The 15,570-nt window shown below is 68.6% G+C and carries 12 protein-coding genes; 5 read left to right on the top strand and 7 right to left on the bottom strand.

Annotated features, from left to right (window positions below; all coding sequences use genetic code 11):
• The first annotated feature begins 6 nt into the window (after positions 1-6).
• Positions 7-987, top strand: coding sequence for a helix-turn-helix transcriptional regulator (locus tag QH168_RS14910; protein WP_280235245.1), 981 nt, complete (start codon positions 7-9; stop codon positions 985-987).
• Positions 988-1,037: 50 nt separating this feature from the next.
• On the opposite strand, the gene QH168_RS14915 is transcribed toward QH168_RS14910, so the two are convergent.
• From QH168_RS14915 to QH168_RS14935, 5 genes are all read right to left on the bottom strand, one after another.
• Complete coding sequence (locus QH168_RS14915; RefSeq protein ID WP_280235246.1) at positions 1,038-1,193, bottom strand: hypothetical protein; 156 nt, start codon at positions 1,191-1,193, stop codon at positions 1,038-1,040.
• A gap of 188 nt (positions 1,194-1,381) precedes the next feature.
• The gene (locus tag QH168_RS14920) at positions 1,382-2,824 is read right to left on the bottom strand and encodes a GntP family permease (protein WP_280235247.1); all 1,443 of its coding nucleotides are present in this window, start codon (positions 2,822-2,824) and stop codon (positions 1,382-1,384) included.
• A gap of 10 nt (positions 2,825-2,834) precedes the next feature.
• Entirely contained in the window at positions 2,835-3,443 is a 609-nt protein-coding gene (locus QH168_RS14925) for a bifunctional 4-hydroxy-2-oxoglutarate aldolase/2-dehydro-3-deoxy-phosphogluconate aldolase (RefSeq protein ID WP_280235299.1), read from the bottom strand.
• 17 nt (positions 3,444-3,460) lie between these two features.
• Complete coding sequence (locus QH168_RS14930; protein ID WP_280235248.1) at positions 3,461-5,071, bottom strand: N-acyl-D-amino-acid deacylase family protein; 1,611 nt, start codon at positions 5,069-5,071, stop codon at positions 3,461-3,463.
• 12 nt (positions 5,072-5,083) lie between these two features.
• Positions 5,084-6,439, bottom strand: a complete 1,356-nt coding sequence (locus QH168_RS14935; protein ID WP_280235249.1) for an amino acid deaminase — start codon at positions 6,437-6,439, stop codon at positions 5,084-5,086.
• 92 nt (positions 6,440-6,531) lie between these two features.
• Here QH168_RS14935 and QH168_RS14940 point away from each other — a divergent pair, with 92 nt between their 5' ends.
• Genes QH168_RS14940 through QH168_RS14950 form a run of 3 tightly spaced genes read left to right on the top strand, consistent with a single transcriptional unit; the run spans position 6,532 to position 8,746 of the window.
• A complete protein-coding gene (locus QH168_RS14940; RefSeq protein ID WP_280235250.1) occupies positions 6,532-7,572 on the top strand; it encodes a sugar kinase in 1,041 nt (346 codons plus the stop codon).
• On the top strand, positions 7,569-8,345 hold the full coding sequence (locus QH168_RS14945) for an IclR family transcriptional regulator (RefSeq protein ID WP_280235251.1): 777 nt from the start codon (positions 7,569-7,571) through the stop codon (positions 8,343-8,345). The genes QH168_RS14940 and QH168_RS14945 overlap by 4 nt, the downstream gene beginning before the upstream one ends.
• Positions 8,342-8,746 carry a RidA family protein gene (locus QH168_RS14950; protein ID WP_280235252.1) on the top strand — a complete coding sequence of 135 codons (405 nt, stop codon included), beginning with the start codon at positions 8,342-8,344 and terminating at the stop codon, positions 8,744-8,746. The genes QH168_RS14945 and QH168_RS14950 overlap by 4 nt, the downstream gene beginning before the upstream one ends.
• A 24-nt stretch (positions 8,747-8,770) precedes the next feature.
• On the opposite strand, the gene ppc is transcribed toward QH168_RS14950, so the two are convergent.
• Together ppc and QH168_RS14960 are read right to left on the bottom strand one after the other, a co-directional pair.
• Positions 8,771-11,611, bottom strand: a complete 2,841-nt coding sequence (gene ppc, locus QH168_RS14955; RefSeq protein WP_280235253.1) for a phosphoenolpyruvate carboxylase — start codon at positions 11,609-11,611, stop codon at positions 8,771-8,773.
• Between the two features lie 41 nt (positions 11,612-11,652).
• Entirely contained in the window at positions 11,653-12,210 is a 558-nt protein-coding gene (locus tag QH168_RS14960) for a sugar O-acetyltransferase (protein ID WP_280235254.1), read from the bottom strand.
• 229 nt (positions 12,211-12,439) lie between these two features.
• Here QH168_RS14960 and QH168_RS14965 point away from each other — a divergent pair, with 229 nt between their 5' ends.
• Positions 12,440-15,556: a protein kinase domain-containing protein gene (locus tag QH168_RS14965; protein WP_280235255.1), complete on the top strand. Its 3,117-nt coding sequence runs from the start codon at positions 12,440-12,442 to the stop codon at positions 15,554-15,556.
• Positions 15,557-15,570 lie beyond the last annotated feature (14 nt).

Genomic DNA, 15,570 nt, shown 5'->3' on the forward strand with positions numbered 1-15,570 from the left:
TCGGTCATGCGCGCGAGCCGGTTGGTGCAGCTGTTGTTGCTGCTACAGACGCGGGGCCGTTCGACGGCGCCGCAGTTGGCGCGGGAACTGGAAGTATCGGTGCGCACGATCTACCGCGATATCGAGGCGCTGTCGACGGCGGGTGTGCCGGTGTACACCGAACCCGGCCGGGCGGGCGGGGTGGAGCTTGTCGACGGCTATCGCACCCGCCTCACCGGCTTGACCAGCGACGAAGCCGATGCGGTCCTGCTGGCCGGGCTGCCGGGCGCGGCCGCCGATCTCGGCCTCGGCACCGTACTGGCGACCGCGCAGCTCAAAGTTCTCGCCGCGCTGCCACCGGAACTGCGCGGCCGGGCCACCCGCATCGCCGACCGCGTGCACATCGACGCGCCCGGCTGGTTCCATCGCCCGGAGGAAACCCCGACCCTGGCCACCGTCGCCGACGCGCTCTGGCACGACCGCCGGCTTGCGGTGCGCTATGTACGCAAGGACCGCACCGTCGAGCGCACCCTTGACCCGCTCGGTCTCGTATCGAAGGCGGGCACGTGGTATTTGGTGGCGCGTGAGGGCACGGCGGTGCGCTCCTATCGCGTCGGGCGCATCGAATCCGCCGTCCCGACCGGCGAAACCTTCGACCGCCCAGATGATTTCGATCTTTCCGCGCATTGGGCGGAGGCGGCCGACGAGTTCGCGCGTTCCATGCTGCGGGTCCGGGCGCGCTGCCGGATCGCGCACGCCCACCTGAACCTGCTGCGTCTGGGCAACGATCCGGCGGCCGTCACCGAGGCGCTGGCCACGGCCGGTCCACCCGACTCGGACGGCTGGGTCGAACTGACCCTGCCTTCCGAGTCCTGGGAGGTGCTGGCGACCGGCCTGCTGCCGTTGGGTGAGTTCGCCGAGGTCCTCGACCCGCCCGAACTACGCGCCCGTCTCGCCGCGACCGCGGCCGGGATGCATGCGCGGTACGGCGGCACCGACCCGGCATGAGTGGGCCACCGCCCGGTCGGCCGCTGTACGCGGACGAGACAGCGGCCCTCCTACAGCGCCCGTCGCGCAATTCGCCCTGATCGGCGCAGGGAACCGAAGAACTCCCTGACATCCCCGGTCAGCAGATCCGGCACCTCCATGGCCACGAAATGCCCGCCACGGTCCAATTCGGTCCACCGCACGATGGTGTGCTGTTCCTCGGCCATCGCCCGGATCGACAGATCGCCGGGGAAAGATCGCCGCCGCCGTCGGCACACCGGAGTTCGGCGGCGCAGTAGCCGAGCCGCTCCATCAGCTGCGCGTAATACTCGGTCGAATCGCCTCCCTCGGCCCGGAACAGGAAGCCGATTCCGGGGCGCGTCGCGTCATCGTGCGGCATGGACCGCGGCCGGGTTCACGCGAAGATCGTGAACAACACCGCCGCGACCGCGAAACTCACCACCGACAGCACGGTTTCCAGCACCGTCCAGGTCTGCAATGTCTGCTTCACGGTCATGTCGAAGTATTTCTGGATGATCCAGAACCCGCCGTCGTTGACGTGGCTGAGCACGATGGACCCGGCGGCGATGGCCATGGCGATCAGGGCGACGGCCATCTGCGAATAGTCGCCGCCCGCCACCAGCGGCGCGACGATACCGCCGGTGGTGACGATGGCGACGGTCGCCGAGCCCTGCGCGATCCGCAGTCCGCAGCTGATGAGATAGGCCAGCACGATCACCGGGAGCCCGGCCGCCGACATGGTGTCGGCCAGTGCGGTGCCGATACCGGTGGCGGAGATGACCTTGCCGAAGAACGCACCAGCGCCGACCACGAGCAGCAGCATGCCGACCGGGCGCAGCGATTCGGCGGTGATGGCGCTGAGTTCCTGCACCGTCGCACCACGACGCACGCCCAGCACAGAGAAGGCGATGAGCACGGTGATCAGCAGCGCCACGGCGGGCGTGCCGAGGAAGGTGAGTACCGACAGCAGCCCGGTGCCCTCCTCCAACAGTTGGCTGCCGAAGGTGGCGCCGAGGATGAGTACCAGTGGGACCGCGATGATCGCGGCGATGGTGGCGACCGACGGTGGCTGGGTCTCGGTGCGCACCGCGCCGGTCTCCTGTAGGGCGCCCGGCCCGTCACCGGCGGCAGGGTGCGGGCGGACCAGGAATTCGTCCGGCACCGACACCTGCACCCGCTTACCGATGTAGGTGCCCCACACCAGGCCCGCGGCGATGAAACCCGGTATGCCGCAGATGAATCCCATCAGGATCAGCCAGCCGAGACTCACCTCGAACAGTCCGCCCAGCGCGACCGGGCCGGGATGCGGTGGCAGGAACGCATGCGTCATGGACAGACCGGCGACCATCGGCATCGCGTACAGCACCAGGGAACGTCCGCCGCGCTTGGCCGCGACATAAACCAGCGGCGCGAGTACGAAGACACCGATATCGAAGAACACCGGGATGCCGAAGATCAGGCCGAGCAGGCCCATGGCGACCGGTGCACCACGTTCACCGAAGAGATTGAGCAGCTTTCCGGTGAGCCCATCGGCGCCACCGGATCGTTCCAGGATCGCGCCGAGCACGGTGCCGAGTCCGATGATGACGGCGATATGGCCGAGGATGCCGCCGAAACCCGTCTCCAGCAGGGACTCACCGGGTGTGAGCGCCGAACCGACGATCTCCGATACGGGTAACCCGGCCGCCAGGGCGAGCCCGAGGCCGGTGAGCAGGAGCGCGATGAACGGCTCCAGCTTCACCTTGATGATGGCGATCAGCAGTACGGCGATCGCCAGCCCACACAGCACCAGCAGACCCGGTGTGGTGGTGCGCAGCCAGTCGACGGTGGCGCCCATGGCATACCTCTCACTTCATGGATCGAACGAATGACGCGGCACGCGAACCGATCTCGGCCCACCTGCCCTCGGCGACATCGGCGGGCGCGACCACATCGGTGCCCGCGGTGACGGCGACGGCCCCCTGCGCCAGGAATTGCGCGGCATTGCCCGCGTTGACGCCACCGGACGGGATCAGCTCCACATCGGGAAACGGGCCACGCAGGTCCTTCAGATAGCCGGGGCCCAGCGCCTTGGCGGGGAAGATCTTCACCGCGGCCGCGCCGAGATCGAGCGCCTGCATGACCTCGGTCGGCGTGAAAGCGCCCATGACCACGGGTATCCCCCGCCGCTGTCCGATATCGGCCACATCCGCGCGCACACCCGGTGTGACGAGGAACCGCGCACCGTGGTCGATCGCGGCCTCGGCCTGCACACCACTGAGCACGGTGCCCGCGCCGAGGACCGCCGTCGATGCGGAGTCGGCCGCGCGCAGACAGTCCAGCACGTCGGGTGTGGTGAAGGTGAGTTCGATGGCGCGAATGCCGTTGTCGGCCAATGCTGTCGCCAGGGCGAGAGGGTCGGGTATGCGTGGTGCGCGCACCACGGTCAGCACTCGATCGGCCCGGATGATGTCCATGGCATTGCCGGTGGGGCTCACCGTGTTTCCTTTCGATCGGCGTCCATGCGCAGGGCGCGTCCGGCCAGCACGCCGGTCGGCGCACCGTCCTCGATGGCGAAGCGGCCGTCGACCAGAACGTGGCGGATACCGCGCGCCTGCTGTTTGGGACGGTCGAAGGTGGCGGTGTCGGTAACGGTGGCCGGGTCGAACAGCACCAGATCAGCGCGATAGCCGGGCGCGATCCGGCCGCGGTCGCGCAGACGCAGCCGGTCGGCGGGGCGCCCGGTGAGGTGGTTGACGCATTCCTCGAGCCCGAGCACCCCGAGATCGCGCACATAGTGTCCGAGGTAGCGCGGGAAGGTGCCCCAGGCGCGCGGATGCGGTCGGTCGCCGACCAGCAGGGCGTCGCTACCGCCCATATGGCCGCGATCGGCCATGATCGCGCGGACGTTCTCCTCGTGTCCGACGTGCTGGAGGATCGTGGTGGCGAGCTGGTCGCGGCGCAGCAGATCGAAGAACACTTCCACGGGCGCGGTACCGGCCTCGGTCGCGATCCGCGCGACGGTCTGTCCGACGTATCGGTCCAGCGCGCTGTGGGCGACCCCGCTGATCTGGATGGTCTCCCATTCGACGGTGACGCCGTGGCAGCCGTCGGAGCCGTGGACATCGACATCGAGCGCGATCCGGGCGCGGACTGCGGGGTCGTCGAGCCGGGCCAGCGCCGCGTCCGGGCCGCCCGACATCGCCCAGCTGGGCAGCAGCGCCGACAAGGTGGTGGCGCCGGGCAGATACGGATAAGTGTCGAGGGTGATATCGCATCCCTCGCCGCGGGCGGCCTCGATCATGGCCAGCAGCTCCGGCGCCCGGCCGCGGTTCACACCGAAGTTCATGGTGGCGTGCGTCAGATGCAGTGCGCAGCCGGTGCGCCGGGCCAGCTCAATCATCTCCGCGTACGCCGACAATGCACCGGCGCCGTAGGAACGGGTGTGTGGTGCGTAGAAGCCGCCGGATTCGGCCACCACCTCGCACAGGGCCGCCAATTCCGCTGTATCGGCATACATTCCGGGCGTGTAGGTCAAACCGCTCGACATGCCGACCGCGCCTTCACTCAGACCCTGCGCCAGGAGGTCTCGCATCCGCCGGATCTCCTCGACGGTGGCCGGGCGCTGATCGGAGCCGACCACCAGCAGCCGCAGTGTGCCCTGCGGAACCAGATAGGCGGCGTTGGGTGTGATCCCCCGGTCCAACCGGTCCAGGTATTCGCCGACACTGCGCCAGGAGAAGTCCAGATCCGTGGGATTGCCGTTCCAGCCCGCGATCTGGCGACGTAGCACCGCGAGCGTCGGATCGTCGATCGGGGCGTAGGACAGACCGTCCTGCCCGATGACCTCGGTGGTGACGCCCTGGCTGATCTTCGGGAAATGCCCCGGCTCGGTGAGCAGATGCAGATCCGAATGGGCGTGCATATCGATGAATCCTGGCGCGAGGGCGGAGCCGGGCGCGTCCACGACGCGCTGGGCGCCCGCGACCGTGCCTGGATCGGCGATGCGGGTGATGCGGCCGTGCTCGACGACGACGTCGCCGCGGTAGCGCGGTGCGCCGGTGCCGTCGACGATGTCGATATCGCGAATCAGCAAGTCGGTCATGGATTCAGCCGCTCAGAAGAAGGTGTGGATCAGGTCGACCACGCGTGGCCGCTCGGCGCGGGCGTCATCGATGACCGGGATGAGTCGCCATTTGTCGAACGCCGTGCACGGATGGGACAGACCCAGCCGCACCACGCTGCCCACCGCGAGATCGTCCGGCCGCGCTCCCGGTAGGCGCAGGAAGGCGTGCTGATCGTTGAGGGCGGTGATCCGCGCCTGCGGTGGCAGGGCCGATGCTGCCGGTCCCGCGGTGTGTTGCGGGACCGGCAGCCCCTCATCGAAGGGCAGGTCGCGCTTGCCCGCGTCCAGCAACGCGAGCTCGGGTTCCGGACGGGACACCGTGCGCGCCCACCCGTGCATCGCCGACCGCAGCGGCCGGTCGGTGCGGAATGTGGCCAGTGGGGAGATGCCGGCGTAGAAGCCGTCGTCGTGGATGACGTAGGCGCCCGACCGCAGCACGACGGTGGTCGCGACACCGGCCGCGCCCGCCTCGTCGGTCAGGGCGGCCAGTCGCTCCACGACCAGATCCTGGTAGGCGCTGCCGCCCGCCGTGACGATGGCCGGACCGCGATAGCGCCCGGCGGCGGCGAGTTCGCGATGCAGCCGGGCCAGTTCGTCCAGATAGTGCCGGACCGCCGCGACACCTTCGGAGCCGCGATCGTGGGCGAGTGCGCCTTCGTAGCCGCCGACTCCGGCCAGCGTCAGACGCTCCGAGCGACCCACGGCGTCGGCGATCGCGTGGGCATCCTCGATTCGGCGGGCGCCGGTGCGGCCGTGCGGTCCACCCAGTTCCACGATCACGCGCAGTCGAGCCGCGCCCGCAGCCGCACGCAGATGTTCGTCCATGAGCGCGACCGTCTCCACGCTGTCCACCCAGCAGGTGAACGCGAAGTTCGGATCGCGGTCGAGTTCGGCGGCCACCCAGCGCATGCCGACCGGATCGACCAGCGCGTTCGCGAGCAGAATCCGGTCGACGCCGAACGCGCGGGCGAGCTGGACCTGCCAGCCGGTGGCGAGGGTGATGCCCCAGCATCCGGCCCGTAGCTGCGCCGCCCACAGCTGCGGCGCCATGGTGGTCTTGCCGTGTGGGGCCAGCCGCACACCGGCCGCGGCGGCCCAGTCGGCCATCACCGCGATATTGCCGGCCACGGCGGCGCGGTCGATGGTCAGCAGCGGTGTCTGGAAACCGTCGAGGTGGGGTTCGGTGGCCAGGTACTCGGCGGCGGTGCGACCCCATGCGGCGGGTGGCAGCCCTTTGTGCTCCGGTCCGAGCACTCGGTCGGCCAGCGCTGCCACGGCTTGCTCGTCGATCGCCACGGCGTTCCCTTCCCGGACCCGCACCCTCGCGGACCGATATCGGCTATGCATTGCATAATTTGCAACGGCTGTTGCGTATTGTGTTTCTGCTGGTTATTCTGCACAGAGCAGGCGGTTGCCGCAAGACCCGAAGGGAGATTGGTGTGATCTGGCCTACATCCGAACGTCCGCGGGTCGTCACCATCGGCGAGGGGTTGGCCGTGCTGGTCGCACGGCCCGGGCCGCTGGCGGAATCGGAGACCTTCGAGCGGACCGCCGGTGGCGCCGAAGCCAATGTCGCCACGGTGCTCGGCCAGCTCGGTATCGAGGCGGCGTGGCTGTCGCGCGTCGGGGCCGACGGGTTCGGGCGGTATCTGCTCGGTCATCTCGCGGCGCGCGGTGTCGACGTCTCGGCCGTCGTCACCGATCCCGATCGGCCCACCGGGCTCTACGTCAAGGAACGCGGCAGCGGCTCCGGTCGAGCCGCTGATCTGGCCGCACACGACAGCCGGATGCTCTACTACCGCACCGATTCCGCGGCCAGCGCGCTCTCGGCCGCGGATCTGGCCGGCCCGGCGGCCGCGGCCCTGCTCGACGCGTGCGGGCTGGTGCACGTCTCCGGCATCACCACCGCTCTGTCGGAATCGGCGACCGGCCTCACCGAGGCCTTGTTGGCGATGCCGCGCCGCGACCGGCTGATCAGTTTCGATCTGAACTACCGGCCCGCGCTGTGGGCCGGACGCGATGCCGCCGAGGTGCTCGGTCGACATGTCCGCGGCAGCGATGTGGTGTTCCTCGGCGCCGATGAGGCCGCCGAGGTCTTCGGAACCGGTGACGCCGATCGGTTACGTGCACTGTTTCCGCAGCCGCGACAGCTGATCGTCAAGAACGACGCCCATTCGGTCACCGGTTTCGACGGTGAGCAGCGGGTGGAGGTGCCCGCCTTGCGGCTGCGAGTCACCGAACGCATCGGTGCGGGCGATGCTTTCGCGGGCGGGTACCTGGCCGGAATGCTGCACGGTGCGCCACTGGCCCTGCGGTTGCGGTTCGGGCATCTGTGCGCGGCCGCGGCGCTCACCGGCACCGGCGATATCGCCGAGGTGCCGCCCCTCCCGGTCCTCGAGGCCGCCGCGAACCTCGATGAGGCCGCTTGGGCCCGAGCCGAATATCCGGGCGTGATCATGGCCGAGAATGGGTTCGCATGAGCCAGAGTGTGTCGCGTGCGCTGTCCATCCTCGTCTCGCTCGGCGAGGATTCCCGATCACTGGATGAGCTGGCCGGTGCGTTGGGCGTGCACAAATCAACGGTGTTGCGGCTGTTGCAGACCATGGAATCGCAGCGTTTCGTCACCCACGACGCACAGCACCGGTACGCACTGGGTTCGCGGCTGTTCGAACTGGCCAATCATGCGCTCGAGCAGCGCGATATCCGCACCGTCGCCCGGCCGCACCTGAGCGCCCTCAACACCGAGACCCAGCAGACCATTCACCTGGCCACCTTCGAATCCGGTGAGGCGATCTACATCGATAAATTCGATGCGACGCAGAGTGTGCGGATGTATTCGCGTATCGGCCGACCCGCCCCGCTGCACTGCACCGCCGTCGGGAAGGTGCTCGTCAGCGCGCTGCCACCGGCGGAGCGGGAGACCATCGCGCATCGGCTGGACTACCGCAGGTTCACCGACAACACCATCACCACACCCGAGGGCTATCTCGCCGAACTGGACGTGGTTGCCACACAAGGGTTTGCCGAAGACCACGAGGAACACGAGAGTTTCGTCAACTGCATCGGGATGCCGGTGCGCAACGGCACCGGCGCCGTGGTCGCGGCGGTGTCGATGTCGGTGCCCGACATCCTGCTCGACCACGACCAGGTCCTGGCCGAGCTGCCGCGGTTGCGTGCGGCTGCCGAAGCCATCTCCATCGATCTCGGCTGGACACCCGGCCGGGCCACCACCACCACGAAAGGCCGTCCATGAGTGAGAAGATCGCCGTCCGCACCACCGCAGCGCCCGCGCCCGCGCACACCTTCTCGCAGGGAGTGCGCAAGGGACCGTTCGTGCAGGTCTCCGGTCAGGGCCCGGTCGACCCGGTGACCAACGAATATCTGTATCCGGGCGATGTCGCCGCACAGACCACCCGCACGCTGGCCAATGTGAAAGCGATCGTCGAGGCATCCGGCGCCACCTTCGACGATGTGGTGATGCTGCGCGTGTACCTCACCAAACGGGAGGATTTCGCGGTCATGAACGAGGCGTACGGCGAGTTCGTCACCGCCAACACCACCGGCGAGGTGCTGCCGAGCCGGACCACCGTGTTCACCGGGCTGCCACGCGAGGAGATGCTGGTGGAGATCGACGCGGTCGCCATCATCGGGTAAGTGGTTGCCGCATAACGCATAGGGTCAGCCGGAGTTGCGCAGTGCGGTCGCCAGTCCGTTCATGGTGAGCAGGATGCCGCGTTTGACCAGTTCGGAATCATCGCCGCCGCGCAACCGGCGCAGCAGCCGCACCTGCATCTGGTTGAGCGGCTCCAGGTACGGGAACCGGTTGTGGATGGATTCGGCCAGCGACGGGTTGTCCGAAAGCAGCTGATCGTTGCCGGTGATGGCGGCGTGCATGGCGATGGTGCGGGCGTGCTCGTCACCGATCATGCCGAAGATCTGGTCCCGCAACGCCTCATCCCGCACCAGTTCGGCGTAGCGGGCGGCGATCTCGAGATCGCTCTTGGCCATCACCTGCGCCAGATTCGACAGCACCGTACGGAAGAACGGCCAACGCCGGTACAGCTCCGACAGCGTCGCCAGCCGTTGCGGGTCGCCGTCGACCCATTCCTCGAGCGCGGTGCCGGTGCCGTACCAGCCGGGCAGCATCACCCGCGCCTGGCTCCACGCCATCACCCACGGGATGGCCCGCAGATCGGCGACCGAATTCGTGGGTTTACGCGAGGCCGGTCTGCTGCCGATGTTCAGGTCACCGACCTCGGCGACCGGCGTGGATTCCCGGAAGTACTCGACGAAACCCGGGGTCTCGTGCACCAGCCGGGAGTAGGCGGCGCGAGCGCGGGCGGCCAGATCGTCCATCAGCTGATAGGAGGGTTCGGCATCGTCACCGAGTCCCTCCACGTCCAGCAGCGTCGATTCCAGCGTTCCCGCGATCAGCGACTCCAGATTCCGGTGTGCCGAACCGGATTCGGCGTATTTGGCGGCGATCACCTCACCCTGTTCGGTGAGTCGCAATGAACCGCGGACCGCGCCGGCGGGCTGCGCGAGGATCGCGTCGTAGCTGCGGCCACCCCCACGGCCGACAGTGCCGCCGCGACCGTGGAACAGCCGCAACCGGATACCGGTCTTACGCGCGACCTCCACCAGATCCAGTTCCGCGCGATACAACGCCCAGTTGGCGGCCAGATAGCCGCCGTCCTTGTTCGAATCGGAGTAGCCGAGCATCACTTCCTGGCGCATCCCCTTGGCCGCCACCAACTCCCGGTACACCGCAACCTCCAGCGCCGCCGACAAGGTCGCCGCGCCCGCGCCCAGATCCTCGATCGTCTCGAACAGCGGCACGATCCCGGCCGCACACCGCGGCGGACTGTCGGGCGCACCCGGATCCAGCAGGCCGCCCTCCTTCAACAGCAGCGCCGCCTCCAGCATGTCGCTGACCGAGGTACACATGCTGATGATGTAGTTCGGGATCGCCGACTCACCGAAGGTGGCGACCACCTGCGCCGCGGCCCGGATGATGCCGAGTTCCTTGGTGGCGAGTTCACCGAGCCGCGCATGCGGGCCGAGCAGCGGGCGACGGGTAGTCAACTCCGCCGACAGGATCCGCACCCGTTCCGACTCGGGCAGGCTCGCATAGTCGGTGTGCACACCCGCCCACGCCAGCAGCTCCGCGACGACCTGTTCGTGCACCTCGGAGTTCTGGCGCATGTCCAGGCCCTGGAGGTGGAAACCGAAGGTTTCCACGGCGTGTCGGAGCGCGGCCAGGCGGTCGTCGGCGAGCAGGCCGTCGCCGGAGGCCCGGAGGGAGGCATCGATGGCGTCGAGATCGTCGAGGAGTGCCTGCGGATCGGGGTAGGCGGGTGCACCGCCGGGCCCTTGTCCGGCCGAATCCGGCGCGATCAGGCCATGAGCGCCGCCGGTCGAGGTGGCCAGTAGTCCGGCTCCCGGTGTGGAGATATCGGGCGATACACCGAGTGCGCGTTCGGCTGTGGCGGTGAGCCGGTCGCGGATACGGTGCAGCGCACGGCGATACGGCTCGTCGGCGTGGGTGGCCGGATCGGGGTATCCGGCCGCGGCCAGTTCGGCCACCTGATCGCTGACCCGGACCAGTCGGCCCGACTGCGACAGCGTCTTCTCCAGCTCCACCAGCTCGCGCAGGTACCGTCCGAACGCCACACCGGCCGCCTGCCCGGCCGCGGTGCGCACCACCTCGGCGGTGACGTACGGGTTACCGTCCCGGTCGCCGCCGATCCACGAACCCGGCCGCAATATCGGCCGCGACAACAGGTCGGCGTCCGGCCAGCGTGAGCGCAGCGCCGCGCGGACTTCGGCATTGATCGCCGGGATCACATCGAACAGGGTGAGTTCGTAATAGCGCAGCCCCACCGCGATCTCGTCCTGGATCCGCAACCGCGCCAACCGGATCAGCGCGGTGCGCCACAGCGTCAACACCTGGCGGCGGATCTCCGACTCCAGGCCAGCGCGTTCCCGTTCCGGATAGTGCTGGCGCCGGCGCATCAGTTCGGTGATGCGGGTCTGCACATCGAAGACGGTGCGGCGTCTGGTCTCGGTCGGATGCGCGGTGATGACCGGCGACACCAGCGCATCGGTGAGCAGATCGGCCACCTGCGCGCCCGGTAGGGCCGCCGCGTCGAGTTTGCGATAGGTGGCGGCCAGCGAGGAATCCTGCGGCGGCTCCCCCGCCGCCTCGTGCGCGCTACGGCGCCGGTCGCGCTGGATGTCCTCGGCGAGATTGGCCAGTAGTACGAAATAGCTGAACGCCCGGATCAACGGCAGCGCGACATCGATGTCCACCTCATCGAGCATGTCGGCGACGGCGCTGCGCCCGACCTCCTCCCGGCGCACCCGGAACGCTTCGATACGGACCCGTTCGATGAGGTCGAACACCTCCGGGCCCTCATGATCACGGATGGTGTCGCCGAGTACGCCGCCGAGGAAACGGATGTCCTCGCGCAGCGGCCGGGTCGCGTCCTGCTCGGTCTCGATCCGCGGTTCGGTCATGTGTCGACATTACTGCCGGTGGGTGCCGAACATCTGCTCGGTCACAGCTGCCGGAGGACGCGTGCCGGGTTGCCCGCCGCGAACACCTTGTCCGGTAGATCGCGGGTGACGACGCTGCCCGCGCCGACGACCGTATCCCTGCCGACGGTGACGCCGGGGCACACGATCACCCCGCCACCGAACCACACATTGTCACCGATGACGATGGGCGCCGCCGATTCCCATCGCTGCCTGCGCATCTCGTGGTCCTCCATCGGATGCAGCGCCGTCAGCAACTGGCAGCGCGGGCCGATCGAAACGTCGTCGCCGATGGTGATGGGGGCGCAGTCGAGCAGGATCGCGTCGTAGTTGAGGAAGCTGTTGGCGCCGATCTCGATGAGGTAGCCGTAGTCGCATTGGAATCGGGGCATGATCCAGGAGCCGTCCCCCAGCTTGCCGAGTAGCTGCCGCAGCACCGCATCGCGCCGATCGGTGTCCTCGGGTCCGGTGCGGTTGAACTCATCGCAGAGGGCCTGTGCCCGCCGCCGTTCGGCCACGAGTTCGGGATCGTCGTCCCGGTAGAGCTGTCCCGCCAGCATGCGTTGCTTGTGCTCACCCATTCGCCCCACGGTAGCGGCCGGCCGAGGCAGCGACCGTGGGGCGAATGCACGAAAGGGGTGCGCGGTTCGGGCCGACCGCGTCGGGGTGGATACCGGGTTCGAGGCGGTCGGCCGCGGATGCCACCGACCGCATCCGCTGAACTCCGAGCCGTCGTTCGATATCCTCGGCCACGTCGGTTGCCGGGCGCAGTGGCCTGGCACGCATCGGGAGGGCGACATGGTGGACGGGGTGCCGTTCGGTCGGTACCGCTTGGGCCGAATCATCGGCGAGGGCGGCATGGGGCGGGTGTACGAGGCGTTCGATACGGTGACCGACCGGACGGTCGCAGTGAAGGTCCTGCCCGAAGGCACCGCGACCAACCACGAGTTCCGTGAGCGGTTCCGGCGCGAGGCGCACGCCGCGGCGCGGCTGAGCGAGCCGCATATCGTGCCGATCCACGACTACGGCGAGATCGACGGGCACCTGTTCCTCGATATGCGACTGATCGACGGCGTCGATCTGAGCGCCGTCCTCACCCGCGAGGGCCCGATGCCGCCCGCGCGCGCTGTGCACCTCATCGAACAGATCGCCGCCGCGCTCGACGCCGCACATGCCGCCGGGCTGGTGCACCGCGACGTCAAACCCTCCAACATCCTGCTCGGCGACCGCGATTTCGCCTATCTGATCGACTTCGGCATCGCCCGCAATGACGCCGATACCGCGATGACGAGCATCGGCACCACCCTCGGCACCTTCGCCTATATGGCGCCGGAACGATTCACACCCGGACAGCCGTCCGACGCCCGCGCCGACGTCTATTCGCTGGCTTGTGTGCTCTATGAATGCCTCACCGGGACCCGCCCCTTTCCCGGGACCAGCGCACCGGAGCAGATCGCCGCGCACCTCACCGCCGCACCGCCGCGCCCCGGCCTCGGCGGGAACGGGGCCGCCAGCGCATTCGACGACGTGATCGCCCGCGGCATGGCCAAGCTGCCCGACGAGCGATACACCCGCGCCGGTGAATTCGCGGCCGCCGCCCGGCAGGCACTCGGCGCCGCGTCTCACGTCCCCGACGGCGGGCACCGGCCAAGCGCGAATTTCGCCACGGTGGCCGCACCGGCCCCGTCATCGGTGTCGGCACCGGTTCTGTCACCGGCACCGACCTGGTCGTCGGCGCCGCCTACCGTCCTGGCGTCGCACGGACCGGCGGCACCGGAGCCGGATCGGGGCCGGGGCATCGGCGGGCTCGCTACCGCCTGCCTTGCGGTGGTCTGCGGCATGGCGCTGCTGCGGCTGATCGGGGCCGCCGCCAGTTATGACGACCAGCACGCGATCACCTTTGCCGACTACTGGTTGCCGGTCCTGTCGCTGGTATCGGCTGTCGCGCTGGCGATCGGTGTGCTGATTCTGCGTCGACGTTCGCTGGTGATCGCGTACGCGTGCTTGCTGTTGGTGGCATGGTTACCCATGTCGCTCGGTGATTGGGAATCCGATGTCCTCGCCACAGCGTTCGGCGTCACTCGCGCGCTGGGTCTGATGATCGTTTTCGTGATCCTGGCGGTGCTGATGGGTGTCGGCGCCGCCGCCCACGGACCTCGGCGGCGCGCGGTGACCGGACCTGGTGGTTTCGCCGACGGCGCGGCACAGTACGCGTCATGGGGTGCGCGCTTCGGCGCGGCGCTGTTGGACGGTGTGCCCGCGGGAATGCTCGCGGGTCTCGGCATGGTCATCATGCGGGCAACGAGCACGGCGCCCTCGGCGGACAATCCGTCCGGCGGGAGTTCCGGGGGCGGTGGCGCGATCATGGCGCTGTGTTACGCCGCGGCGTTGGCCTATCTGGTCTGGAATGTCGGCTTCCGCCAAGGCACTACCGGCCAGACGTGGGGGAAGAAGATCGTCGGCATCTCGGTGATCGGGATGCAGAGCGGCGTGCCGCTCGGTGTCGGGACGTCGATCGGGCGGCAGCTGGCGCATATCGTCGACGCCCTGCCGTGCTACCTCGGGTTCCTGTTCCCGCTCTGGGATCCGAAGGCGCAGACCCTCGCGGACAAAATGATCGGCTCGGTCGTGGTCCGCGGCGCCGTCAGCGCTTCGCCGCATCCCGCTGTCCCCGGCCCACACTCGCCGGCTACCGGCATGGCGCCACAGGCGGCTGCCGCGGACCCGCGCCTGGCTCCCACCGAGATCGCCGCACCGGTGGCGGCCGCCCCTGTCGTCGAGGGTATGAGCACCGTCGGCAACGGTCCGCGTGCGGCTGTCGAGGTCGATGCACACATCGGCGACAGCAGTATCGACCCACGACTGGCCGTCACCGAGCTGGCCGAGAACCGTTCGTCGGCACCAGGTTCCGCACACTCCCCCGTGAACCAGAGCCGCACCGAGCTGGTGGTGGGCGCGGCGGTCCTGGCCGTGGTGGCGGTCGTGGGTGTGGCCGTGGCCGTCACACAGGCGGAGTCGCGATCCGGCGAGGCTCGCGTCCCCGCGATCATCGACACGATCGATGTGCCCACCGGGGCGCGAGAGATCGCGGTCGATCCGAACAGCCACACGGCCTACGTCACCGGCTATGTCGGCAAACCGGTATCGGTGATCGACATCGACACGAACACGGTCGTCGCGACGATACCCGTTGGTCCGGAACCCAGCGGTGTGGCGATCGACGCGGGCCGCGCCACCCTCTACGTGACCGATCGGACAGAGCGCACCGTGCGGCTGATCGATAGTGATACCCGCAAGGAGGTGGCCACGATCCCGGTCGGTTACGACCCACAGTCGGTGATCATCGATCCCGGCTCCCCCATGATCTATGTCATCGGCGGGAGCGATGTCACGGTCATCGATACCGGCACCCGCACGGCGATCGCCACGATTCCGGTCGAATACACAAATCGCAAGGCAGCCCTCGATCCGGACACCGACACCCTCTATGTCGCCGCGGACCGTGACCTGGCGATGATCGACACCAGCACCAACACTGTCACCGGCAGCCTTGCCATCCCCACCTACGACAGTCCGAATCCGCTCGATGTGGCAGTCGATCCGATCACGCACACGGTCTATGTGACGGCCTATGACGGCGAGGACTCCGATACCCGGACGCTGTCGATCATCGACCCGAACACTCGCGCGGTGCTCGCCGCACCCGTCGCCGACGGAAACGCGCTCGATATCGCCCTCGATGCGAGCGACCACACCGTGTACGTCGCCAACTACACCGATGTCCAGGTGATCGATACGCAGCAGCGAACCCACCTCGGCTCGATCGACCTCGTAGCCGGACACAGCGCGGAGGACATCGCGGTGGACACCACCACACACACCGTCTATGTGGCCGATGGTGAGTCGGTGCTGGTGATCGGCCGCTGAGACAGATCTCCCGG

It is taken from the genome of Nocardia cyriacigeorgica (genome assembly GCF_029868385.1).
Classification (GTDB): Bacteria; Actinomycetota; Actinomycetes; order Mycobacteriales; family Mycobacteriaceae; genus Nocardia; species Nocardia cyriacigeorgica_F.

Coding starts and splice junctions, on each gene's coding strand:
- QH168_RS14910 (WP_280235245.1), top strand. CDS start 7: ATGCGCGCGAGCCGGTTGGTGCAGCTGTTGTTGCTGCTACAGACGCGG.
- QH168_RS14915 (WP_280235246.1), bottom strand. CDS start 1,193: ATGGCCGAGGAACAGCACACCATCGTGCGGTGGACCGAATTGGACCGT.
- QH168_RS14920 (WP_280235247.1), bottom strand. CDS start 2,824: ATGGGCGCCACCGTCGACTGGCTGCGCACCACCACACCGGGTCTGCTG.
- QH168_RS14925 (WP_280235299.1), bottom strand. CDS start 3,443: ATGGACATCATCCGGGCCGATCGAGTGCTGACCGTGGTGCGCGCACCA.
- QH168_RS14930 (WP_280235248.1), bottom strand. CDS start 5,071: ATGACCGACTTGCTGATTCGCGATATCGACATCGTCGACGGCACCGGC.
- QH168_RS14935 (WP_280235249.1), bottom strand. CDS start 6,439: ATGCATAGCCGATATCGGTCCGCGAGGGTGCGGGTCCGGGAAGGGAAC.
- QH168_RS14945 (WP_280235251.1), top strand. CDS start 7,569: ATGAGCCAGAGTGTGTCGCGTGCGCTGTCCATCCTCGTCTCGCTCGGC.
- QH168_RS14950 (WP_280235252.1), top strand. CDS start 8,342: ATGAGTGAGAAGATCGCCGTCCGCACCACCGCAGCGCCCGCGCCCGCG.
- ppc (WP_280235253.1), bottom strand. CDS start 11,611: ATGACCGAACCGCGGATCGAGACCGAGCAGGACGCGACCCGGCCGCTG.
- QH168_RS14960 (WP_280235254.1), bottom strand. CDS start 12,210: ATGGGTGAGCACAAGCAACGCATGCTGGCGGGACAGCTCTACCGGGAC.